This window comes from Solwaraspora sp. WMMA2101 (genome assembly GCF_049179175.1).
In the GTDB taxonomy this organism is placed as follows: Bacteria; Actinomycetota; Actinomycetes; order Mycobacteriales; family Micromonosporaceae; genus Micromonospora_E.
The window spans coordinates 5066405-5088876 of sequence record NZ_JBMHMA010000006.1 but is presented as its reverse complement, the minus strand read 5'-3'; the positions used below and the strand labels follow the sequence as shown (position 1 = coordinate 5088876).

The window sequence follows — 22472 nt, the reverse complement described above, 5'->3', positions numbered from 1 at the left end:
GGACTCATCCTTTCCGCAGGCGGGGATCGAGGACCAGGTAGAACAGGTCGACGGCGGCGTTGACCAGTACGAAGAGCAACGCGATCGCCAACGCGGCTCCCTGGACGACCGGGTAGTCGCGTTGCAGCACCGAGCTGACCAGCAGATTGCCGACGCCGGGATAGGAGAAGACGGTCTCAGTGATCACCGAGCCGCCGAGCAGCGAGCCGAACTGAAGGCCGAGCACGGTCACGATGGGCAGCCCGGCGTTGCGCAGCACGTGCCGGCGCAGGATGGTCCGCTCCCGCAGGCCCTTCATCCGGGCGGTCCGCACGAAGTCGTCGCTGAGCACCTCCAGCACCGAGGCCCGCACGATCCGGGTGATGAACCCGGCCATCGCCAACGCCAGGGTCGTGGCCGGCAGGATCAGGTACTGCAGCCAGGGCCAGACGAGCTCCGGCCGGTCCTGCAGGATCGCGTCGAGCAGCACGAAGTTGGTGGTGGGCCGGTAGTCGAGCTGGCTGGGCAGCCGGCCGATGACCGGCAGCCAGCGCAGCCACACCCCGAAGATCACGATGCTGAGTACGCCGAGGGCGAACCAGGGCAGCGAGAAGCTGACCGTGGCGATGGACCGGGTGGTGGTGTCCACCCAGGTGTCCTTGCGCAACGCGGCGATCACCCCGGTGACCACGCCGAGCACCACGGCGATCAGCATCGCGGCGACGGTCAGCTCGATGGTCGCCGGCAGCGCCCCACCGAGCAGGCCCAGTACGTCGTTGCCGCCGTAGAACGACCGACCGAGGTCGAGCCGGGCCAGGTCACCGAGGTAGGTGAGGTACTGCTCCCAGACCGGCCGGTCCAGGCCGAGCGCCTCGTTGATCCGGGCCTCGTTGGCGGAGATCTGTTCGGCGGTGAGCCCCTGGGTGCCGCTGACGGCCAGCGTCGACGACGGCGAGCCGGGCAGCCGGCGGATGGCCAGGAACACCAGCGAGGCGAGGACGAACAGCACCAGCGGGACGCTGGCGAGCCGGCGTACCGTCAGCATCGGCAGCGACCTGCCGCGCAGCAGCCGGATCATCGGCGGCTCCTCGGGTCCAGCGCGTCGCGCAGGTCGTCGCCGACGAAGTTGCCGGCGACCACGAAGGTCAGCGTCAGCGCGGCGGGCAGCACCACCAGTCGGGGTGCCGAGTAGATGAACTCCTGCCCGGCCTGCACCATGTAGCCCCAGTCCGGGGTCGGCGGCTGGATGCCCAGCCCCAGGTAGGACAGGCCGGCGGCGAACCCGGCGGCGACGGAGAGGGTCATCACCACCTGGGCGAGCATCGGGCCGGCGATGTTTGGCAGGATCTCCTGCACGATGATCCGGGGCGACCGGGTGCCGCCGAGGCGGGCGGCGAGGACGTAGTCCCGCGCGGCCTCGCGGGCGGTCAGCGCCCGGGCCAGCCGGGCCAACCCGGGTGACAGGGCGATCCCGACGCCGATCACCAGGCTGGTGACGCCGGGACCGCTGGCCGCGACGACCAGGATGATCAGAAGCATCGACGGGAAGGCCAGCCCGATGTCGGTCAACCGCATCAGGATCTGCTCCCCCCAGCCGCCGAGGTAGCCGGCGAGCATCCCGACGGTGGTGCCGATGGCCGCGGCGAGGCCGGTGGCGAGGAAGGCGACCTGCAACAGCGGTCGGGCGCCGTACACCAGCCGGGCGAGGAAGTCGCGGCCGAGGTCGTCGGTGCCGAGCGGATGCCCGGCCGCGCCGACCCCGGCCAGCGTCACGTTGGTCTGGCGTTCCGGGTCGGCGCCGACGAGCAGCGGGCCGACCAGAGCGATCAGGATGAACCCGATCAGCACCAGCCACGAGACGGCGGCCAGCCAGGACCGGGCGATGGAGCGCCGGGCGTAGCCGGCTCTCCATCGCCCGACCGGCCGCGCCCCTGCGACCGTCACTGCTCCCCCGGACGGGCCGAGGGGGTGGACTCAGACACTGGCGTTCTCCATGAAGCAGCGGTGGCTGCCGAGCGCGGCGACGTTGGCACCTTCGACGTTGGCGCCGGTGACCACCGGGTTGGCCGAGTAGCAGAGCATCGACAGCACCATGTACTGCTCGGCGAAGCGACGCTGGATGTCGGTGTACGCGGCGGTGCGCTCGTCGCCGTTGGGCAGGTTCTTCGCCGCGGCCAGGTCGGCGGCGAACGCCTCCGACCCGGGCAGGGTCTTGAACCCGGAGGTGAAGTCGCCGTACACACCGGACGGCATCCCCATCGCGCCGATCATGTTGTCCGGGTCCGGGATGTAGGAGTTGCGTTCCCAGATCATCAGCTCGTGGAACGGGTCGTCCGGGTCGAGCAGCCGGCTGAAGTAGGTGGCCGGGTCGACCGAGTCGGTGACCACGGTCAGCCCGATGTCGGTGAGGTTCTGCGCGACGATCTGGGCGGCACGCGGGTGCCACGAGTCGCTGGCGGCCATCAGGGCGACCTCACGACCGGTGGCACCGGCGGCCTCGATCAGCCGGCGGGCCTCGTCGGGGTCGAACCGGCTCAGGTCGGCCAGGCTCGGGTCGTAGCCGTTCTGCGACGGCGGGATGGTGTATCCCTCGGGCAGGGCCGCGATGCCGAAGAACGCCTGGGCGATGATCGCTTCCCGGTCGATCGCCAGGTTGATGGCCTGGCGCACCTCCAGCTCCGGGATCCGCCGGGCGTCGATCATCATCATGGCGTCGAAGCTGTACGGCGTCTCGTGGAAGGTCACCGCGTCGTCGGCCTTCAGCTGTTCGATCGCCGAGTACGGGGTGAACTGGGTGGCGGACAGGTCGCCGCTGAGCAGCGAGCTCACGATCGTCGACGGGTCCTGCACCTGCTGCAGCACCAACCGGTCGACCTTGGGACGGCCGGTGCGGTAGTCGTCGAACGCGGTCAGCACCACCTGCTGGCCGGCGGTCGCCGAGGAGAACTTGAACGGCCCGGTGCCGACGAGGTTCTTGCCGATGTCGGCGCCGTACTCGTCGAGGGCGGCCTTGGAGATGATCCGCCCACCGATGTCGGACAGCCGGTTGAGCACCGTCGCGTCGGGGGTGTTGAGCACCATCACCACGGTGTACTCGTCGGGGGCGTCGAGCGAGGCGACGTTGGCGCCGAGGCTGTTCAACGGCCGGGAGGCACCGTCGGGCAGGGTCGGGTCGTCGGCGTTGAACTGCCGGCCGAGACTGGCCAGCACGTCGGCGGAGGTGAAGGTGTTGCCGTCGTGGAAGGTCACCCCCTGGCGCAGGGTGAACGTGTAGGTCAGTCCGTCGTCGGAGATTTCCCAGCTCTCGGCCAGGTCGGCCTGCGGCTCGGTGGTCTCGAACGAGATGAAGGTCAGGCCCCGGCAGATGCAGTCGACGGCCATCCAGTCACCGAGCGAGGTGTAGAACGCGGGGTCGTTGACGGCGCTGGTGGCGTCGATCCCGAGGGTCAGGGTGCCGCCGGTGGTGCCGCTGTCGTCGCCGTCGTCGTTGCCGTCAGACGCGACGCCACAGGCCGCGAGCAGGCTGCTGGCGCCGAAGCCGAGGCCGAGCAGGCCGGCGCCGCGCAGCATCGCGCGACGGGATATCAGGTTCTGTGGAAGATTGCGGAAATCGTCCGACATAGTGCGCTCCTCGGCAGGGTATGGGACGAAGATGGATTAAATTTCATCAGGATTGGATCCAAAACCATGATCTGCGGTACCCAATTCGGGACCGTATCGCGATTGTGAACGTCTGATTTCCGGACGCTCGGGCTAATGTGGATATTTCCCCGTGGCCGGTCGACTGGCGGCCGGCGTACCGGCCGTCAGTCGGCCGGCACCACGTCAGAGTCGGTCGCGCAGCAGGCGTCCGCGGTGCCCCGCGCCGCCGCCGGATCCGGCACGTCCATCGCCGGATTGCGGTCGAAGAAGCCGTCCGGCTCCAGGATCATGTGGATGGCGTCCACCGGCATCACCGGCCACTGCTCCGGGCGGGGGAAGTGGTGGGTGCCGAGCACCGGCCAGAGCACCAACTCGGTGCCGTCGATCGACCGGTCCTGACGCTGCCAGACCTGGACCCCGTCGGAGCCGGGCTCGGCGTGGTTGGGGTACTGGCCGCCGAGGAACTGCTCGCTCGGGTCGTACGGCGTGGCCCACAGATGCTGATGGATGAACGGTGCCCGGCGGGCCATCACCGAATCGGGCCGGGCGAACGACCGGGTAGTGTTCGGCAACAGCAGCCGGTAGGCGGTCGGTTCACCGTACCGGTTGGTCCGGGTGGCGCTCTCCACCCGCCAGCGCCGCGCGGTCGCCGGGTCGGTGCGCCGCGCGGCCTGCGACTCGCGCAGCAGCGGGGTCCGCACGTTGCGCACCGCGTTGCCGTACGGGTCGAGCGCCGGATCGGTCTCCCCCTCGGCGTGCTCCTCGACCAAGCGGTTGTGCGGGCCGTCCACCGCCATGTCCAGGCGCAGCCCGAAGTAGTGCTGGTGGGTGGGGGTCTGCACGTTCGGTGCGACGACCCGGCCGTAGCGCACCTCGTCGCCGTCGTGGATGCCGGAGGCGGAGAGCATGCCGGTGAGCTTGACCTCCAGCTCGATGCGGCCGTCCTGGTACAGCGACCAGTAGAAGCCGTAGTCGTAGTTGGCCACCGTCTGGAAGTTGGAGATCACCAGTCGCCGGGAGCGACGCACCTGGCTGACCCCACGGCGCAGGTCGTTGTGCTTCCAGAGGACGCTGTGGTCCTCCTCGTGCATGCAGATCGCGTTCGGGATGGTCACCGGGTCGCCGTCGCCGCCGAGGTAGGCGGTGTCGAAGTAGTAGATGACGCCGAGGCAGTCGCAGCCCAGGGCCAGCGAGTTGGTCAGTGGTCCGGCACCGTACTCGCCCCAGTCGAAGAAGTTCTTGCGGTACTGGGTGGAGTTGGGGTCCAGGTACGGCACGTACATCTCGTTGCAGGCGGCCCGTCTGACCACCGGTCGCCCCTGGAACTCCAGGTCGTGCAGGACCAGGCCCTCCCGGTGGGTGAACCCGACCCGCAGCCGCCAGCCCTGCCAGCTGACCTGCCAGCCGTCGACGGTGAAACTGGGCCCGTCGGGCTGCACCACGTCCAGCGGCTTGAGGCCGGGTCGGGTCGGCCAGGCCGCCGCCTCCAGCGGGCCGGCCTCGTCCGAGATCGGGACCACCCCGTGGTCCTCGACCTCCAGCACCTCCATGGTGGCCATGTCGATGATCGGCACCACGCCCTGCACCGGGCGGACGTAGCCGTTGTCGCCCTCGTCGACCCGGTGCCAGACGGTGCCCCAGGTCAGCCGACGGTCGGCGTAGCGCTTCGGCTCGAAGCCGCCCATCGACTCGGCGTCGACCATGACCAGGGAGACGTCGTGGATGCCCCGCTTGGCGAGCACCTCACGGAACAGCGGGCTCTGCCGGCAGGCCTGGGCGGCGGCGCGGGCCTCCTCGGAGGTGATGCCCGGCCGGCGTGGGTCGAGCGGACGCCAGTCGAGGCACCGGTCGGCGGCGCCGTCCGTTCCTGCGGTCAACGCGACGTCGATCTCCCAGGCGGTGCCGGCGGCGTGGTCCATGGCCACCAGCCCGATGCGGACCTCGCCGGCAGCGGCGGCCCCGGTGGCGACGGCACGGGCGTGGGCTTCGTCCAGCGTGGCGCCCCAGAAGCGGGTCCGCTCGCCGAGCCGGCCGTCGGCGCGGGCGGCCGCCACGGCACGGGCGATCTCCGCCGGGCTCGGCGGGTCGAGCGGGTGGCTGCGGTGGGTCCGTGCGTCCGGGGTGGGGTGGCAGGCACTCACGGTTGCTCCTGTCGCCGTCGCGGGAGTCGTCCCGGGGTGGTCCGGCTCGCCTGGGTCGGTCTGCGTCGGGGTCGGTGCGGCTGCGGCGGGCCGGTGCTTCCGGAAAACTCCCTGGCCAAGGTAGTCTCGGATACTACCGCAGGATGTTTGGATCCAAAACCGGGATCCAAAGGCAAATGTACGGGACCCGCAGCTCTCCGGGCGGGCTTGCTATCGTGACACCCACATCGCACCACTGTGGAGGCGATGGCAGCCGGCCGGACGTCCGGCCGGCTACGCCGTACACCGATCAGACAGGGGCACCGGGCATGCCAGTCAGCTCGACGGAAACGACCAGCAGTGCCCTCGTCGACGCCACCGCCGCCGCCATCCGCGCCAAGATCATGTCTGGCGAGATCCCGATCGGTGCCCAGCTGCGTCAGGCGGAACTGGCCAAGCTGCTCGGCGTCAGCCGGACCCCGGTCCGCGAGGCGCTGCGGCAGTTGCAGACCGGTGGGCTGATCGAGGTGGTGCCGCACCGGGGCGCGGTGGTGCGGGTGCCGGCGCCCTGGGAGGTCCGCGAGGCCTACGAGGTCCGCGCCGAGCTCGAGGCGCTGGCCTGCGAGCGGGCGGTCAGCCGGATCACCGACGACGTCCTCGACGAGCTGCGGGCGGCCAACTCGTTGCTGCGTCGCACCGAGCAGGCGGCCCGGGGCAACATCCCGCAACGACGTGTCGAGGACGACCCGGGGGTCGCCCGCGCCAGGCTGGCCCTGGCGACGTCGACCAACGCCGCGAACGACCGGTTCCACACCCTGATCCACCAGGTCGCCGGCAACGACTGGCTGGCCCGGGTGATCAAGGAGATCAACGAGGCGTTCCCGCGCAACGTCTCCGCGCTGGTGCTGCAGGACAACCCCCGGCACCGCGACGACAACTTCCACGAGCACGAGCGGATCATCGCGGCGCTGGCCGAAGAGGACGGTGACCGCGCCCGACGCGAGATGCAGGCCCATGTGATCAGCGCCGGTGAGCAGTTGGCTCGCTGGTACGAGCGGCGGTCGGCGACGGTGTTCCGGGGGTGACCGGATCGGGGCCGGGACCGTCCGGGTCGCCGGGCACGATCCCGGCCACGCCCATCGCCGCCGGGGCGAGGAAGTCCAGGTCCGGCCGGGGCACCCCGGTGGCCAGGTCGGCCAGCGCCGCGCCGATCGCCGGGCCGAACTTGAACCCGTGCCCGGAGCAGGCCGCCGCCAGCAGGACCTGCGGATGCGCCGGCAGCGCCCCGACCGCGAACCGGTTGCCCGGGGCCATCGTGTAGCGGCAGGCCACCTCGGCGGTGACCGGGCCGTCGGCGGCCGGCAGGAACCGACGCGCGACGGTGAGCAACGCGTCGCGCTCGGCGGCGGTGACCGGCCCGGGCGGCCGGGTGAGGTCGTCGACGGGCCCGTGGTCGAAGCCGACCTTGACCGTGTCCGGGCCGTACGCCGGGATGCCGTAGAGCAGCCCGACGCCGGGGACCTCCACCGAGAAGGGGCCGAGCGCCGGCGGGGCCAGCAGCGCCGGGGACGACGAGCCGATATGGATGTTGACGATCCGTACGACGGAGAGTTGGCCGGCGAGATCCGGCACCAGATCGGCGGTCCACGGGCCGGCGCAGATCACCAGCCGGTCGGCGAGCAGGTCACCGTCGTCGGTGCGCACCCGGACCCCGGCACCGTCGGGGTGCCAGCCGGTGACGGCGCAACCGTCCCGGCGGTCCACCCCGGCGGCGGCACCGAGCGCGGCCAGCGCCGACATCGCGGCTGCCGCGTCGATGACGCCCGCCGCCGGGTCGTGGACGGCGACCATGTCGGCGCCGAGGACCAGGCCGGGCAGGATTCCGGCGGCCTGGTTGGCGTCGACCAGCATGCACCCCGGGCCCCGCAGCGTGCCGCTGGACCGGGCCGGCCGGGCGTAGAGCCCACCGACGGTGGTGACCAACCGGCGATCGGCGGCCTGCTCCAGCTCGTGCCAGCCGGTGTACGCCCGCTGCACCAGGTCGTCCCAGACCGGCGACGGGTAGGCGCGCCGGATCATCCGGGTCCGCCCGTGCGACGAGCCGTCGGTGTGGTCGGCCGGGTGCCGGTCGAGCTGCACCACCCGGACCCCCCGGGCGGCCAGCGACCAGGCGGCGCTGCGGCCGTGGATGCCGGCGCCGACCACCACCACGTCGGCGTGCCGGTCGGTGCCGGTGACCAGGGCAGGGGCGGCACCGGTGGCAAGGGTGCCGGAGCTGGGGCCGGGGGGCGGGGCGACGACCGGCGACGGCGGCGCCGGTTCGGGCGTCGTCACCTGCCCGGCGGCGGGCGGGACCGGGCGGGCCAGCTGGGTGAGCAGCGCGTCGATGTCACTGTCGTCGTTGTAGACGTGCACCGAGGCGCGGACCACGGCCGGCAGGCCGCGTCGACCCAGGTCCCACTGCCCGTGGCTGGCCGGCACGGCGACCAGGTGCAGGCCGGCGGCCCGTAGGGTGCGTACCGTCTGTGCCGGTTCCTCGCCGTCGCGGACGAACGTGACGATGCCGCCGCCGGCCGCCGGCGGGTCGACCACCCGCACCCCGGCGAGCCCGGCCAGGCCGGCGCGCAACCGGGCGGCCAACCCGCTGACGTACGCCGAGATCACGTCGACGCCGATGGCGAGCGCCTCGGTGAGGGCGGCGCCCAGACCGAGCCGCAACGCGTGCGACGCTTCCCAGGTCTCGTAGCGTCGCGCGCCGGGCAGCAGGTCGTACTCCTCGTCGCTGGTCCACCGGGCACCCCGTACGTCCGGGGTCAGTGGGCGGGCCTGCTCGTGCAGCGCCGGGTCGAGGTAGAGCAGCCCGGTGCCGCGCGGACCCCGCAGGAACTTGCGGCCGGTGGCGACCACGATGCCGGCCCGCATCGCCCGTACGTCGACCGGCAGTTGACCCACCGACTGGGTCGCGTCGACCAGCAGCGGCACCCCGGCGGCGGCAGACAGGGCGCCGACCTGTGCGACGGGCTCGATCAACGCCGACGAGGTCGGTACGTGGGCCACCGTGACCAGCGCCGCCGGTCGGCGCAGGGCCTGCTCCAGCTGGTACAGGTCGACACCGCCGGAGTCGTCGGTGGGCAGCACCTCGACGACGATGCCCCGGGTGCGGCGCAGTTCGAGCAGGTGCAGCGCCGAGCTGACGTAGCTGGACGCCGAGGCGAGGATCCGGTCCCCGGCCTGCAGCCGCAGCGCGTCGATCGCCCGGTGCCAGGCGACGGTGGCGCTCTCCACCAGGGCGATGTCGGCGGCGGAGGCGCCGATGAGATCGGCGACGAGCTGGTACACCTGGGCGGTTCGCTCGCCGGCGGCCTCGGCGGCCTCGTAGCCGCCGAGGCGGGACTCCAGCCGCAGGTGGGCGATGACCGTGTCGAGCACGGTGAGGCTGGGCAGAGCGGCACCGGCGGAGTTGAGGTGGTGCGCCAGGGCCGCACCGGGGGTGGCGGCGCGCAGGGCGGCGACGTCCAGGGCGGAGCGAACGCCGATCTGGGATGCGGTGTCTGTCAAAGTGGATCCCATCAGTGTCCAGGGCGGTGCGCGTACCGGCCGCAGCGGTCGACCGGTGCCGGCACCGCCGGTCAGAGCGCGACCACGACGCCCTTGCGTTCGCAGTACGAGTACAGGGCGTCGTCGCCCAGGTCCCGGCCCAGACCGGAGTCACCGACCCCGCCGAAGGACAGCGCCGGGTCGAAGATGTTGTACGTGTTCACCCAGACCGTGCCGACCCGCAGCGCGGCGGCCATCCGGTGGGCGCGGGACAGGTCCCGGGTCCACACCCCGGCCGCCAGCCCGTACGCCGTGTCGTTGCCGATCGCGACGGCCTCGTCCTCGTCGTCGAAGGCGATCACCCCGGTCACCGGCCCGAAGATCTCCTCCCGGGCGATGACCATGTCGTTGCGGACCCCGGTGAACAGGGTCGGCTCGACGAAGTAGCCGGGCCGGTCCGGCACCCCGCCGCCGACGGCGACCGTGGCGCCCTCCCGGATGCCGGTCTCGATGTAGGACAGCACCTGCTGCCGCTGCTCCTCGGAGACCAGTGGGCCGACGGTCACCCCGCCGTCGAGACCGTTGCCGACCGGCACCCGGCGGGTCGCCTCGGCCAGCCGCTCGGTCATCTCGTCCAGGATGGAACGTTGCACCAGCAGCCGGCTGCCGGCGGTGCACATCTGGCCGGAGTGGCCGAACGACGCCCGCATCGCGGTCAGCACGGCGGCGTCCAGGTCGGCGTCGGCGAAGACGATGTTCGGGCTCTTGCCGCCCAGCTCCAGGGTGAGCCGCTTCATCGTCGGCGCCGCGCCGGCCATCACCACCCGGCCCACCTCGGTGGACCCGGTGAACGACACCTTCGCCACGCCGGGGTGGGCCACCAGGGCCGCGCCGACCTCACCGTCGCCGGTCAGCACGTTGAAGACCCCCGGCGGTACGCCGGCCTCGGCGGCCAGCGCCGCCAGCCGCAGCATGGTCAGCGGGGTCTGTTCGGCCGGTTTGACCACGATCGGGCAGCCGGCGGCCAGCGCCGGAGCGATCTTGAAGCTGCCGGTCATGATCGGGAAGTTCCACGGCAGGATCAGCGCCGCGACGCCGACCGGCTCCAGCACCGTGTAGACGTGGTGGGCACCGCCGTCGATCGGCACGACGGTGCCGGTCAGCCGGCTGGTGGCCCCGGCGAAGTGCCGGAAGGCGCGGGCCGCCGCGCCGGTGTCCGCCCGGGACCGCTCGATCGGTTTGCCGTTGTCCCGGGTCTCCAGCACCGCCAGCTCTTCGAGGTGCGCCTCGATCAGGTCGGCCAGCCGGTGCAGCACCCGGGTGCGCTCCAACGGGGCCAGCCCGCTCCAGCGCCGGTCGGCGTACGCCCGGGTGGCGGCGGCCACGGCGGCGGCCACGTCGTCGGCGGTGGCCTGGGCGACCCGGCTGATCACCGCGCCGTCCGACGGGTCCCGCACCTCGATCAGGGTGCGCTGCCCCGGCGCGATCCACTCGCCGTCGACGTGGAACGGCTCCAGCTCGGCCAGCGGGGCGACGGATGACGGCATCGACGGCTCCTTCTAGATCAGGTCGAAGTACTCGCGGTCAGATCAGATCGAAGTACTCGCGCTGCTCCCAGTCGGAGACGTACGCGAGGTAACGGGCGAACTCACGGCGCTTGAGCGTCAGGTACCAGGAGACCACCGGGTCGCCGAGGGCGGCGGCGAACGCCGGATCGGCCGCCAACGCGGTCAACGCCTCGGCCAACGAGGTCGGCAGCCGGGGCGCGTCGGCCGCGTACGGATCCTCCACCGCAGGGGGTGGGGCGAGTCGCCGCTCGATCCCGTCCAGGCCGCTGATCAGCTGCGAGGCGATGTAGAGGTACGGGTTGGCGGCCGGCTCGCCGCAGCGGTTCTCCAGCCGTACGCCGGTGTCGGAGCCGGCACCGACGGCCCGCACCATGGCCCCTTTGTTGTCGATCCCCCACACCACCCGGTCCGGGGCGAGCGAGAACGGCAGGTAGCGCTTGTAGCCGTTGACCGTCGGGGTGGCGAACGCGGCGGCCGCGCCGGCGTGCTCCAGCAGCCCGGCCAGGTAGTGCCCGGCGACCGGCGAGAGCGCCTCGCCCGGTGTGGTCGGGTCGAAGACCGCCGCGCCGGAGTCGACAGCGCGCAGCGACTGGTGCAGGTGCCAGCCGGTGGAGGCGGTCTCGGCACCGGCCGGCCGGGACATGAACGTGGCGTGGTAGCCGTGCCGGCGACACAGCTGGCGGATCGCCGAGCGGGCCAGCAGCACCTGGTCGGCGGCGTCGGCGGCGTCCCCGGCGGTCAGGGTGATCTCGAACTGGCTCGGCCCGAACTCCAGCTCCAGTGACCGCAGCGGCAGGTCGAGCCGGGTCAGCCCGTGGTGCAGCAGCTGGACGAGGTCGTCGGCGCGGTCCAGGCCGTCCTCGTGCAGCAGCTGCGCGCCCCGGCTGACCGGCCGCACCACGCTGGGCCGACCGGGCGCGGCGGGGCGGCCCACCTGGTCGGCGTCGAGTCCGCCGTCGGGGCGGGCGTCGGCGGCGAACACGTGGAACTCCAGCTCCACGCCGACGGTCATCGCGTAGCCGGCGGCGGCAAGCCGGTCGAGCTGACCGCGCAACAGGCTGCGGGTGCACAGCGGCACCGGCGAGCCGTCCGGCAGTCGCAGGTCGCAGAGCACCCAGCCGGTCCGCTGCGCCCACGGCAGCAACCGGAAGGTGGTCGGGTCCGGCACCAGCACCAGGTCACCGGCACCGGCGAAGCCGGGCACGCCGACCTGCGGGTCGGCGGCGAAGACCGGGAAGACCGACGCCCCGGACGGGTCCTTGAGCAGCAGCGACGACGGGACGGTCACCCCGGAGCGCAGGGCCGCGCCGGCCGCAGCCCGGGTCAGCGTCTTGCCGCGCAGTACGCCGTGCTGGTCGGCGAAGGAGAACCGGATCAGCTCGATGCCCAGCTCGTCGACGACCCGGCGCAGTTGGCCGGCGGCGGCGTACTGGGCGTCGGTCCACAGCTGGTGGCGGTCGATGAAGCCGCCCCGGTCGGCGGCGAGCATCGGCAGCGCGCGGTGGCCGTCGCCGCCGTCGGCGACCGCGCGTTCGTCGACGCTACGCATCGGCGGCCATCCCGGTGCCGCCGGTCGCACCGGTCGGTCCGACCTGACCGGCCAGCTCGGCCCGGCCGGCGGCCCATGGGGAGTCGGCCCGGCGCTGTGCCTCACGGTCGCGCCAGGTCTGTTCCCAACCGTCGGTTGGGGCGACGGTGTCGACGGCCAACGGGCCGGTGAGCGCGGCGGCGGCGGTCTCGTCGGCGGGGCGGGCCGGGACCGGGTTGCCGGCTTCGAAGGCGTCGATGGCGCGCAGCAGCAGCCGGCGGTTGGCGGTGACGGCCCGGTCGGAGACGCCGAGCCGCTCGACGGTGCGGTCCTGGATCGGCCCCATGCTCTCCACCGCCCACTGGTCGTGGACGTTGATGTCCAGGCCCATCCCGGTGTAGGTCAGGTCGCGCTGCTCGGCCGGGTCGAAGCCCCAGTTGTTGGCCCGGTTGCGCAGCGGCCGGTAGTCCGGCAGGGAGACCTCGGCGAGCCGCTGGGCCAGCAGGGTCTCCTTGTCGGTCGGCTCGGCGAAGTCGTAGAAGATCATGTACCAGTAGTGGTGGTGGTCGTCGATCGGCACGTGCCACTGGCAGAAGACCTTGCTGTTGCCGAACGGCACCACGAACGCGTTGGGGAAGACCAGGTTCGTGATGCGTACGTGCCGGATCTCGTCGGTGAGCTGGCGCAACGCGTACACCCGCAGGCCGTGCTCGGCCTGCTCGACCTCGATGTCCGGCCGGTAGGCGTCGCCGACCAGCTTGGACAGCTTCTGCCCGGTGCCGGCGACCTCCTCACTGAACTGCTGGCCGTAGACGTCACGCGGATCTTCGTTGATGAACCGGTGCAGGAACGAGACGTGGCTGGGGTCGATGCCGCCCTCGACGCCCTGCAGCCAGTTGCACTCCCACAGCCCTTTGAAGGCGAAGGTGTACTCGTCGGGGGCCTGGAAGCAGTCGTAGTGCGGCATCGGCGGCGGGTCGCCCTCGCCGAGGTAGGCGAAGACGATGCCGTTGCGCTCGACGCACGGGTAGCTGGGGATGCGGACCTTGCTGGCGAAGGTGCTGTGCGGTGGCTCGGCCGGCTGTTCCAGGCAGCGCCCGTCCGGTCCGTACAGCCAGCCGTGGTAGAGGCAGCGCAGCCCGCCGTCCTCGTGCCGGCCGTACGCCAGGTCGACGCCCCGGTGCGCGCAGAACCGGCCGACCAGCGCCCAGCCGCCGTCGGCACGTTTGAACAGCACCAGGTCCTCGCCGAGCAGCCGGACCGGGGTGACCGGTCGCTGCGGGTCCAGCTCCGAGACCAGCGCCGCCGGCTGCCAGTACGCGCGCATCAGCCGCCCGAGTGGGGTGCCCGGCCCGGAACGGGTGATCCGCTCGTTCTCCTCACGGCGCAGCATGGGCACCCCTTCCAGCTAGGCATCCGATCCGACGGGCATTGGATCCAATCCTGGCACAGATGTGGGCATCGCGGTAGGTGCGGCATCCCGCTATCTACGAATCGCGGACGGTAACTCCACCGTCACGCCGTACCGGCGCAGCTCCGCCACCAGCTCCGGCAGGCCGGTCAGCTGGTCGATGTGCAGCACCCCGGCCGGCAGCCCGGCCGGTACCCCGGTGCCGCCGGTCAGTACCTGCCGGGCGACCACCGCCGCGACCGCCCCGGTGACCTGGCTCGTGCCGCGCCCGACCACCGCCCGCGTCACCGCCGGTCCCCTCGATGCACTGGCGCTCGCCCGCACCACGAACCGGTCGGCACCGACCCTTGCCCCGACCAGGGCCGACACCAGTAGGTCGTTCAGCCGCAGCCGACGGGCCAGCCGAAACAGCCCGGACGACCGACCAACGAACAGCGTCCACGTCAGAACCCTGGAGTCCAGGCACATCCGGGTGGTGGCCCGGACGCCGTGCCGGGCCGCCAGGACATGCTGGTCCGAGAACGGGAAAGGAAAGACGGTACGGCGTCCGACCCCCGGCAGCTCGACCCGGGCCCGACGCGGCCGGTCGGCACCGGCACCGGCCGTACCTGCCGACGCGGTCGCGGCCTGCTCGACGATCCACCGGACCGAGTCACGGCCGTGCGGATCGCCGGTGCCGAGCATCAGCGTCAGCTCCACAGTGTCCGCTGCGGGCAGCTCCCGCAGGCACTCGTCGGCGAGCAGGTTCGTCAGGCCGGGAGCCACGCCGACGCTGAGCACGACGGTCGATCCGGTACGGACGGCGTGCCGGTCGAGGTCGGTGAGCGGCCGCAGCAGCTGCGGCGAGGCGGTGACGTCGACGCAGTGGACGCCTCGGCGTACCGCCTCCTGCGCTACCGCCACGTTCGCCCGCTCCACCGCCATCACCACCAGCGCCGCGTCCGCGAGCAGTCGGGCACGGTCGGCCGCCGACGTCACGTCGACCTGCCGCCAGGTGGTGCCGCCCCCGATGGCTTCGGCCGCCCGCGCCGCCCGCGCCGGATCCCGACCCGCCACCACCACCCGGCCGGGAAACCATCCCGCCAGCATGCTCGCGGTCGCGTGGCCGACCGCCCCGTACCCGCCGACCACGACGACCTTGCCGGCCTGGGAGGTCACCGGTCCCCCTCCGGCCGGGTCGCCGTGACCAGCCAGTACGCCCCAGGCAGTGCCACCCCGTCCGGCCCCAGGTAGGGACGCAGACCGGCGGTCAGCCGTTGCCGGGCCCGGGCAACGGTCAGACTCCCCTGCTCCAGCAACGCCCGCACTGGCCCGGTGCCGATGACGAACTCGACCGCCCCGGCCACGTCGACGCCGTACGTCATCGGTGCCGCGACCGGCTCCGGACGGATGTCGACGAAGCCAGCGGCCGTCAGCACCTCGGTCACCCGGCCCGGCTCGGCCAACGAGAACATCCCCGACTCCGGCAGCGGCCCGTTCTCGGTACCGTGCAGGGCCATCTGCGGCACCCGGTACCAGGCGTTGCGCCGCGCCGGCTGCGGGCAGACGAAGGCAAGTCGGCCACCCCGGCGCAGCGCCCGCCTGATGTTGCCGAAGGCGGCGACCGGGTCGGCGAAGAACATGATCCCGAATCGGCTGATCGCCACGTCGAACGACTCGGCGGTGAACGGATGGACCTGCGCGTCGCCGTACTCGAAGGTGATGTTCGTCAGGCCGTCGCTGGCGGCGAGGGTCCGCGCCTGGTCGAGCATCGGACCGGAGAGGTCGATGCCGACGACCGTACCGCCGTCTGATCCACCCAGTCCGTCGGTGACGGCGCGGGCCGCTCGACGAGTGGTGCCCCCGTTGCCGCAACCGATGTCGAGCACCCGGTCTCCGACGCGGATGCCGGCAGCGGTCAGCAACGGCTCGTCCAACACCGAATGCATCGCTTCGATGCGCTCGGGCTGGCGTGCCCAGTGGGCACCCTCCGGACCGCTCCACGACTCGGCCTGCGCGGAGTTGACGATCCTGGTCATAGGTCCTCCAGAGCGTGTAGTGCGCGCCCGCCGGCACCGCCGGTCGGCTGTCTCCTCCTACGCTGTCGCCACCAAGCCATAAGCACAAATGCCGATTGATCCTGCCTGCCATAAGCTGAAGGCATGCTTGACACCTGGTCTCTGCGAGTGCTCGTCGAGGTCGCCGAGCAGCAGTCGTTCTCCGCAGCGGCGCACGCGCTCACGATGACCCAGCCGGCGGTCTCCCGACAGATCGCCGGGCTGGAGCGCCGGCTCGGCGTACCGCTGTTCCGCCGACTGCCCCGTGGCGTACGGCCGACCTCGGCCGGCATCGCCGCCGTCGAACAGGCCCGCGAGGTGCTCGCCCGGCTGCGGGATCTGGAGTCACGGGTGGCGGCCTTCGGTGGACTGGCCGGCGGCGAACTACGCATGAGCGCCTTCGCCAGCGCCAACACGGCCCTCGTTCCGGCGGCGATCAGCCGGTTCCGCGCCCGACACCCCGACGTCGCGCTGCGGCTGATCACCATCGACCCTGCCGCCTCGCTGCACGCGGTCGCCGACGGCCTGGTCGACCTCGCGTTACTCACCGAGTGGCAGTTGTGGGCCGACCCGGCGGCGGCCCGCACAGCCGCCGACCCGGCCGGTGTCCCGCACACCGTGGTCGAGGGCGTCGACCTGGTCGCCCTGGTCGCAGAGGAGCTGCAGGTCGCGCTACCCGCGACGCACCCACTGGCCGGCAAGAAGCGGGTGCACCTGCCCGACCTGGCGGACGAGACATGGATCGATGGCGCCTACCCGGACTGTCTCGGCCCGCTCACCACACTGGCCACGGCCCTCGGTGGCCCGCCCCGGATCGCGTTCCACTGCGACGACTGGCACGGCAAGCAGGCCCTCGTCGCCGCCGGAGCGGGCGTCATGCTGGTGCCGACGCTGGCCAGCGGCACGACCCGTACGGGTGTGGTGCTGCGACCGACCAGCCCGGCCCTGCCCCGGCGGAAGCTCTTCGCCGCCATGACCGCCCCACCGTTCCGCCCACCGGCGGTCACCGCGATGCTTGCCATGGTCCGCGACCTGGTCGACGCCGGCCCGCTCTCGCCCGAGGACGAGGCGGTCCACCACGGTCACGAATAGGTGATGCCGATGCCGGCTCAGCCGAACCACGGACCGCCGACGAACGCCTCGGAGCGCTCCGGCAGCCGGACGTCCTGGCCATCCGCCAGTCGGCGGCACAGCTCCATCAGCTGGCGGTGGTCCGGGCCCCGACCCGCGCCGCCCGACTCACCGCCGTCCGGGTGCCACCGCGCGTACCAGCCCGCACCGCGCAGCAGCACCATCGGGCCGGCGACGACCTGACCCACCCAGCTGTCGATCGCGTCGAGCAGGTCCTGTGAGCCGTGGTCGCAGGCGTCGCAGCCGCAGTCCGGCAGCATGCCGACCGCCGTTCCGGGCCGCGCGACGTCGACGTGCAGCACCGGCAGTGTTCCCTCGGCCCGCTCGGGGGCCCGGTCGGGGGCCCGGTCGAGTGGGGCGTCGCGCTCCAGCAGCAGCAACGGCAGGGTGCCCGGCCTGGCCGGGGTGATCCGCACGCCACGGTCGAACGTACCGAGCGATCCCTCGACGTCGCGCGACCCCGACCCGAGCACGTCGACGACGACGCCCGTCCGGTCGCCGAGCACGTCGGCCCACACCCGGGCACGGGCGTGCACGATCGCGTACCGGCCCGGGTCGGTGACCCGCGAATACTCCTCCTCGGGTGGCGAGTCCATCCCGGCGTGCGGATTCGGCCAGGCCGGCAGACCCAGTCGGTCGTACGCGACCGCCACCCGCGCCCGCAGCTCGTCGACACTCGTCACGGCTACGACGATAGGTCGCCGGGGCGCGGCACCCACCAGTCCCCGAGGATCCCGTGCAGGACCATGGTGAGGAAGCTGATCAAAATCGCCGCGAGCAGACCGACCCCGAAGCCGAGAAGCCCGGAACGTCGGCGCGGCGTACCGCCGTCGAGGAGGCCGAGGGGCGCGGTCGCCGTACCCGTCCAGGGCCGGTCCACCGCCAGCCAGAACAACAACCCGAGCCCGTACGGGACGAGGTAGACCAGCCAGAACCAGTACCAGCGGGTTCCGGTGGCCGGGGCCGGACCGCCGACGATGACGGCGAGGCAGACGACGCCCAGGACGAAACCGGCCCCGAGGCCGATCGAACCGGCCGGCTGGACGCCGCCCACCCGTTGTTCCAGACCGGCGGCGCGCAGATCGCGGGCGAGGGCGGCAGCACCCGGGCCGCTGAAACCCTCGTCGTCGACGACGGTCCCCGCCAGGGCGACCTGACCGAAGACGTCCGCGTCGGTCCAGTGCACCCGACCGTCTGCGGTACGCCAGACGAACAGTGGGCCGAGGTCGCCGGAGGAGCGCAGCGGTGCCTGACCGAACCAGGTGCCGGGCCGGCGGTCCCAGTTGTCACCCCACTGGTACGCCACCACCCGGCCGGCCGCCACGTCGGCCCTCGCCTGCTCATAGCTCTGCTGTCGGGGTGCTGTCCACCAGGCGGCCCCCGCAGCGACCAGCCAGAGCAGGACCAGGGCGAGCCGCAGTACGTCCCACCACCGCCACCGGATCAGGGACAGTGTGCCGCGTAGACCGTCGCCCATGGACGCATTGTCCCAGCGCCGCTCCAGCAGCCGCTGGCCTCGTCGAGGAGCATTCCGACGCTCCGTACCATGGCGGCGCGGACCTGGACGAGTGGAGGAGGCGGGTCCTGTGAGCGAGCCGGACTTCGACCGGATGACCAAGGACGAGGTCATCACCTGGTTTCAGAACACCGACAGCCTGGCACCGGTCATCAGGTCGGTGATCCCTGCGCCGGCGGCCGGTCCCCCGCCGGAGGCACCGATGATGCTGGTGAGCATCCGGCTGCACGTGGCGCTCGTCGAGCAACTCGACCGTCTCGCCAAGGAGTCGGCGGCCCGCCGGTCCGATGTCATCCGCGAGGCTCTGACGGGATACATGGCCGGCCGCACCGCACCCGTCGGCCGGCACGAGGCTGAGCAGGCTCTCGACGTGCTCCGCCGCATCGTCACCGCACACACCAGCGAGGGCCACGCCGACGCGGCCTGACCGCACGCGACGCGAATAGCAGTAGACCGTCGGGCACGGACGCGTCGTCGCAGTGCCGCTTCACGCCGCCACGGCCGTCATCGGACCTCCGAGGTGAGAGCAGACAGTACAGACCCTATGTAAGATAGATACATGGAAAAGGACCCACCGAGGATCACGGTCGCGGTGGCGATCGTGCTGCGGATCTTCCTGGAGGACGTAGCTGCCCCCCGCTACGGCTACGACCTGATGCAACAGACCGGTTTCCCCAGCGGGAAGCTCTATCCGATCCTGGCCCGGCTACAGGCCGCCGGCTGGCTGACCAAGCACCGGGAGGACGCCGATCCGGTGACGAAGGGACGGCCGGTGCGCTGGTGGTATCAACTCAGCGAGGAGGGGGCGGCAACCGCCCGCCGCGAGCTGGCGGCGCTGCATCAACAACTCGCCCCCACACCACAGTCGGGCGTGGCGTCGCCAGCCTGGCGGCCGGCATGACAGGGGTCGTGGTCGCGGTCCTGCTCGGACTGGCAGGGCTGTTCGTCGCCGCGCTGGGCGACATGATCAGCGAGGAAGTCCGGACCCGCCTCGACCAACTCCCGCACGCCCTCGTACGGCTGGCCGCTCGACGGATGCCAGCGTCGATGCGGGACGAACTGCTGGAAGAGTGGCAGGGCGAGCTGTACGAGTTCCTCCACGGCGCGGAAGCGATGCCGGTCACCCGTCTGGTACGCGGCCTGCGCTACGCCACCGGCCTGCTGTGGACCACCCCTAAGGTCGCCCGCGCCCTCAACACACAGGTTGCGAAAAGGACAAACCACCGTAACATCGATTTGCTCATACTCTTCGGTGCCGGCGCCGGCAGCGGCATGATGGCGACGCTCGCTCTCGGCGCTGGAGTAGGCCTGACCGGCAGCATGGGCATCGCTTTCCTCGTCATAGGCACGGTCACCATCGCCGTAGCCATCCGGCGGCGACAGATCGCGAAGAAAGACGGCAGATAGCCATCAGAATTCAAAACCTCGAGGCGGCGATCGCCCAGGAGCAGGCGGGCAACGACAGCTGAGCCAGGCACCGATAAACCTGGGGCGGTCTAGCACCACCAACGGCCCCGTACCTCGCCAGGTCCGGGGCCGTCGCCAGATCGTTGTAAGCAGTTCGGGGCCCTCTGCAGTCCGGACGGTGTGTCATTGCACAGTGACCGCATGACTTCGGCGCCAACCGGGGACCGATCGCCAGCCTCAGCCGACGCGCGCTCGCTGGTACTGGGTCAGGACCACACACACCAGCACCCCCAGCGAGGTCATGATCGAGGCCCCGCTGACCGTCTCGCCGAGCAGCACGGCGGACCAGAGCAGGGTGAGCACCGGCTGGGCGAGCTGAACCTGACCGACCCGGGCGACACCACCCCGGGCCAGCCCGGCGTACCAGGCGAAGAAGCCCAGGAACATCGAGACCACGGTCAGGTAGCCGAACGCCGACCAGGTCACGGCGTCGGCGTGCGGCAGCCGGTTCACGGCGACGACCAGCGTCACGGCCACCGTGACCGGCAGTGACAGCAGCAGCGCCCAACAGATCGTCCGGGCACCACCGAGTTCACGGGCGAGCGCGCCGCCCTCGGCGTACCCGAGACCACACAGGACGACCGCGACGAGCAGAAACAGGTCGGCGGCGGTCAGCGCGCCGCGTACCGCGCCGCCGGCGGCCAGGAAACCGAGCACCGCGAGCAGCCCGCCGCCGGCGGCGGCCCAGAACAGCGGTGGTGGGCGCTCCCCCGCCCGTACCACCGCGAACACGGCGGTGACCGCCGGCAGTACGGCGATGACGACTGCGCCGTGCGCGGACGGCTGGGTGGTCAGCGCCAGCGAGGTGAACAGCGGGAACCCGACGACGACGCCGAGGGCGACGACCGACAGCCGCCGCCACTGGCTGCGGGTGGGTCGCGGGGCGCGGGTGAATCCGAGGTACGCCCAGGCGAGCAGCGCCGCGCCGACGGCTCGGCCGAAGGCGACGAACCACGGGTCGAGTTGGTGGACGGCGACCCTGGTGGCGGGTAGCGACATGCTGAACGCGAGCACCCCCAGCGCGCCGAGGGCGAGCCCGGTGAGCCGGTCCGCTGTTACCGGCCGGACCACAGTAACGCTACTCTTAGCTTTCATGAATGACGGTAACGCAGCCGACCGTGTTATCCAAGATCTGCTCCGGATGGTCGCCGCGGCGGCCCCTGGGACGCGGCTGCCCTCAGTGCGCGAGCTGACCGCCCGACACGGTGCCTCACCGGTGACCGTCGCCGAGGCGGTCCGGCGTCTGGTTGCCCGTGGGCTGGTCGAGGCGCGTCCCGGCAGAGGCACCTTCGTCGCCGCCGGCCCCGACGACCGGCACTCGCCTGAGGCAGCACCCGACCTGGCCTGGCAGACGGTGGCGCTCGGTGCCCGCCGGCCAGGTGAGGACGAGATGCAGGCGCTGCTGGCGTTGCCGAGGCCCGGCGCGATCGCGCTGACCGGCGGCTACCTGGACGCGGAGCTGCAGCCGGCGGCGGCGCTCGGCGCGGCACTGGCCCGGGCCGCCCGCCAGCCCGCTGCCTGGCAACGCGGCCCAGTCGAGGGGCGGGAGGATCTGCGTGCCTGGTTCGCGCGGGCGACCGGCGGCAGGCTACGCACCGACGACATGATCATCTGTTCGGGCGGGCAGGCCGCGCTCTCCACCGCGTTGCGGGCGCTCGTCGCGCCCGGTGACACGCTGCTCGTCGAATCCCCGACGTACCTCGGAGCGTTGGCCGCCGCCCGCGCGAACGGGCTGCAGGTGGTGCCGGTGCCGGCCGACCCCGACGGCGTACGCCCAGACCAGCTCGCCGCCGCGTTCGCCCGCACCGGCGCGCGGCTGTTCTACTGTCAGCCGCTGCACGCCAACCCGACCGGGGCGACACTGGCTGCGCACCGCCGGGCGGCGGTCATGACAGCGGTACGCGACGCCGGAGCGTTCCTGATCGAGGACGACTACGCCCGCGACCTCACCATCGACGGCGAAGCTCCGCCGCCGCTCGCCGCCGACGACGTCAACGGGCACGTGGTCTACCTGCGGTCGCTGACCAAGTCCGCCGCACCCGGCCTGCGGATAGCCGCGATCGGCGCGCGCGGACCGGCCGGTGCCCGGCTGCGGGCCGCCCGGCTGCTCGACGACCTCTTCGTCGCCGGCCCACTGCAGCAGGCCACTGTGGAGCTGGTGACCGCCCCGGCCTGGCCACGGCACCTGCGCGGGCTGCGTACCGCCCTCCGGGTCCGGCGGGACGCGTTGTTGGCCGCGCTGCGCCGGCACCTGCCCGACCTCGTCCCCGCCACGGTCCCGCGTGGCGGGCTGCACCTGTGGGTGACGCTGCCCGACAGCACCGACGATGTCGCACTGGCTGCCGCAGCCGCAGCCGAGGGCGTAGTCGTCTTCCCGGGCCGTCCCTGGTACGCGGCCGAACCACCGGCACCGCATCTGCGGCTGACGTATGCCGCCGCCCCACCCGACCAGATGGACGAGGCCGCCCGCCGCCTCGCCACGGCAGCCGGGTAAGCAGCCGGCGGCCCTGCACCACGTCCGGTATGGGCTGTCGCCG

19 protein-coding genes are annotated in these 22472 nt (G+C 72.2%); 6 read left to right on the top strand and 13 right to left on the bottom strand.

The window, feature by feature from the left end; all coding sequences use genetic code 11:
* Window positions 1–4: 4 nt before the first annotated feature.
* From ACN28F_RS24170 to ACN28F_RS24155, 4 genes are all read right to left on the bottom strand, one after another.
* Complete coding sequence (locus tag ACN28F_RS24170) at window positions 5–1057, bottom strand: ABC transporter permease (RefSeq protein WP_289210169.1); 1053 nt, start codon at window positions 1055–1057, stop codon at window positions 5–7.
* The gene (locus tag ACN28F_RS24165) at window positions 1054–1923 is read right to left on the bottom strand and encodes an ABC transporter permease (protein WP_289210168.1); all 870 of its coding nucleotides are present in this window, start codon (window positions 1921–1923) and stop codon (window positions 1054–1056) included. The genes ACN28F_RS24170 and ACN28F_RS24165 overlap by 4 nt, the downstream gene beginning before the upstream one ends.
* Before the next feature lie 30 nt (window positions 1924–1953).
* Window positions 1954–3600 carry an ABC transporter substrate-binding protein gene (locus ACN28F_RS24160; protein WP_289210167.1) on the bottom strand — a complete coding sequence of 549 codons (1647 nt, stop codon included), beginning with the start codon at window positions 3598–3600 and terminating at the stop codon, window positions 1954–1956.
* Window positions 3601–3785: 185 nt separating this feature from the next.
* Complete coding sequence (locus ACN28F_RS24155) at window positions 3786–5762, bottom strand: primary-amine oxidase (protein ID WP_421359824.1); 1977 nt, start codon at window positions 5760–5762, stop codon at window positions 3786–3788.
* Window positions 5763–6070: 308 nt separating this feature from the next.
* Between ACN28F_RS24155 and ACN28F_RS24150 the strand changes: the two genes are divergently transcribed.
* Complete coding sequence (locus ACN28F_RS24150) at window positions 6071–6826, top strand: GntR family transcriptional regulator (RefSeq protein WP_421359823.1); 756 nt, start codon at window positions 6071–6073, stop codon at window positions 6824–6826.
* Here the strand turns inward: ACN28F_RS24150 and ACN28F_RS24145 are convergent.
* The 6 genes from ACN28F_RS24145 to ACN28F_RS24120 form a co-directional block, all read right to left on the bottom strand.
* The gene (locus tag ACN28F_RS24145) at window positions 6762–9299 is read right to left on the bottom strand and encodes an FAD-dependent oxidoreductase (protein WP_421359822.1); all 2538 of its coding nucleotides are present in this window, start codon (window positions 9297–9299) and stop codon (window positions 6762–6764) included. The two genes, ACN28F_RS24150 and ACN28F_RS24145, sit on opposite strands and share 65 nt — an antisense overlap.
* Window positions 9300–9370: 71 nt before the next feature.
* Complete coding sequence (locus tag ACN28F_RS24140; RefSeq protein ID WP_289210163.1) at window positions 9371–10825, bottom strand: aldehyde dehydrogenase family protein; 1455 nt, start codon at window positions 10823–10825, stop codon at window positions 9371–9373.
* A 37-nt stretch (window positions 10826–10862) separates the two neighbouring features.
* Window positions 10863–12395, bottom strand: coding sequence for a glutamine synthetase family protein (locus ACN28F_RS24135; RefSeq protein ID WP_421359821.1), 1533 nt, complete (start codon window positions 12393–12395; stop codon window positions 10863–10865).
* A complete protein-coding gene (locus tag ACN28F_RS24130) occupies window positions 12388–13767 on the bottom strand; it encodes a Rieske 2Fe-2S domain-containing protein (protein ID WP_421359820.1) in 1380 nt (459 codons plus the stop codon). Before ACN28F_RS24130 ends, ACN28F_RS24135 begins: the two co-directional genes overlap by 8 nt.
* 90 nt (window positions 13768–13857) lie before the next feature.
* Window positions 13858–14943, bottom strand: coding sequence for a saccharopine dehydrogenase NADP-binding domain-containing protein (locus ACN28F_RS24125; protein ID WP_421359819.1), 1086 nt, complete (start codon window positions 14941–14943; stop codon window positions 13858–13860).
* The gene (locus ACN28F_RS24120) at window positions 14940–15803 is read right to left on the bottom strand and encodes a class I SAM-dependent methyltransferase (RefSeq protein WP_289210159.1); all 864 of its coding nucleotides are present in this window, start codon (window positions 15801–15803) and stop codon (window positions 14940–14942) included. Before ACN28F_RS24120 ends, ACN28F_RS24125 begins: the two co-directional genes overlap by 4 nt.
* Window positions 15804–15926: 123 nt before the next feature.
* Between ACN28F_RS24120 and ACN28F_RS24115 the strand changes: the two genes are divergently transcribed.
* Complete coding sequence (locus ACN28F_RS24115; RefSeq protein ID WP_421359818.1) at window positions 15927–16913, top strand: LysR family transcriptional regulator; 987 nt, start codon at window positions 15927–15929, stop codon at window positions 16911–16913.
* Window positions 16914–16930: 17 nt separating this feature from the next.
* Here ACN28F_RS24115 and ACN28F_RS24110 read toward each other — a convergent pair whose 3' ends face one another.
* Both ACN28F_RS24110 and ACN28F_RS24105 read right to left on the bottom strand, forming a co-directional pair.
* Window positions 16931–17635, bottom strand: a complete 705-nt coding sequence (locus ACN28F_RS24110) for a DUF6226 family protein (protein ID WP_421359816.1) — start codon at window positions 17633–17635, stop codon at window positions 16931–16933.
* Between the two features lie 2 nt (window positions 17636–17637).
* Window positions 17638–18429 carry a hypothetical protein gene (locus ACN28F_RS24105; protein WP_421359815.1) on the bottom strand — a complete coding sequence of 264 codons (792 nt, stop codon included), beginning with the start codon at window positions 18427–18429 and terminating at the stop codon, window positions 17638–17640.
* Between the two features lie 109 nt (window positions 18430–18538).
* On the opposite strand from ACN28F_RS24105, the gene ACN28F_RS24100 reads away from it, so the two are divergent.
* The 3 genes from ACN28F_RS24100 to ACN28F_RS24090 all read left to right on the top strand — a co-directional run bounded on the left by ACN28F_RS24100 (window position 18539) and on the right by ACN28F_RS24090 (window position 19875).
* Window positions 18539–18895 carry a ribbon-helix-helix protein, CopG family gene (locus tag ACN28F_RS24100; RefSeq protein ID WP_421359813.1) on the top strand — a complete coding sequence of 119 codons (357 nt, stop codon included), beginning with the start codon at window positions 18539–18541 and terminating at the stop codon, window positions 18893–18895.
* A 132-nt stretch (window positions 18896–19027) separates the two neighbouring features.
* Complete coding sequence (locus ACN28F_RS24095; RefSeq protein ID WP_421359812.1) at window positions 19028–19369, top strand: PadR family transcriptional regulator; 342 nt, start codon at window positions 19028–19030, stop codon at window positions 19367–19369.
* Between the two features lie 8 nt (window positions 19370–19377).
* Window positions 19378–19875 (top strand): hypothetical protein, encoded by a 498-nt coding sequence (locus ACN28F_RS24090; protein WP_421359811.1) that lies wholly within the window; start codon window positions 19378–19380, stop codon window positions 19873–19875.
* Between the two features lie 237 nt (window positions 19876–20112).
* Here ACN28F_RS24090 and ACN28F_RS24085 read toward each other — a convergent pair whose 3' ends face one another.
* Window positions 20113–21030: a DMT family transporter gene (locus ACN28F_RS24085; protein ID WP_421359810.1), complete on the bottom strand. Its 918-nt coding sequence runs from the start codon at window positions 21028–21030 to the stop codon at window positions 20113–20115.
* On the opposite strand from ACN28F_RS24085, the gene ACN28F_RS24080 reads away from it, so the two are divergent.
* Entirely contained in the window at window positions 21029–22429 is a 1401-nt protein-coding gene (locus ACN28F_RS24080; protein ID WP_421359808.1) for a PLP-dependent aminotransferase family protein, read from the top strand. The two genes, ACN28F_RS24085 and ACN28F_RS24080, sit on opposite strands and share 2 nt — an antisense overlap.
* The last annotated feature ends 43 nt before the right edge of the window (window positions 22430–22472 follow it).

Bases quoted from the DNA above. Each gene is read 5' to 3' on its own strand.
- ACN28F_RS24120 (WP_289210159.1), bottom strand. From the start codon at position 15,803: ATGACCAGGATCGTCAACTCCGCGCAGGCCGAGTCGTGGAGCGGTCCG.
- ACN28F_RS24135 (WP_421359821.1), bottom strand. From the start codon at position 12,395: ATGCGTAGCGTCGACGAACGCGCGGTCGCCGACGGCGGCGACGGCCAC.
- ACN28F_RS24080 (WP_421359808.1), top strand. From the start codon at position 21,029: ATGAATGACGGTAACGCAGCCGACCGTGTTATCCAAGATCTGCTCCGG.
- ACN28F_RS24095 (WP_421359812.1), top strand. From the start codon at position 19,028: ATGGAAAAGGACCCACCGAGGATCACGGTCGCGGTGGCGATCGTGCTG.
- ACN28F_RS24140 (WP_289210163.1), bottom strand. From the start codon at position 10,825: ATGCCGTCATCCGTCGCCCCGCTGGCCGAGCTGGAGCCGTTCCACGTC.
- ACN28F_RS24130 (WP_421359820.1), bottom strand. From the start codon at position 13,767: ATGCTGCGCCGTGAGGAGAACGAGCGGATCACCCGTTCCGGGCCGGGC.
- ACN28F_RS24085 (WP_421359810.1), bottom strand. From the start codon at position 21,030: ATGAAAGCTAAGAGTAGCGTTACTGTGGTCCGGCCGGTAACAGCGGAC.
- ACN28F_RS24160 (WP_289210167.1), bottom strand. From the start codon at position 3,600: ATGTCGGACGATTTCCGCAATCTTCCACAGAACCTGATATCCCGTCGC.
- ACN28F_RS24105 (WP_421359815.1), bottom strand. From the start codon at position 18,429: ATGGGCGACGGTCTACGCGGCACACTGTCCCTGATCCGGTGGCGGTGG.
- ACN28F_RS24170 (WP_289210169.1), bottom strand. From the start codon at position 1,057: ATGATCCGGCTGCTGCGCGGCAGGTCGCTGCCGATGCTGACGGTACGC.
- ACN28F_RS24115 (WP_421359818.1), top strand. From the start codon at position 15,927: ATGCTTGACACCTGGTCTCTGCGAGTGCTCGTCGAGGTCGCCGAGCAG.
- ACN28F_RS24150 (WP_421359823.1), top strand. From the start codon at position 6,071: ATGCCAGTCAGCTCGACGGAAACGACCAGCAGTGCCCTCGTCGACGCC.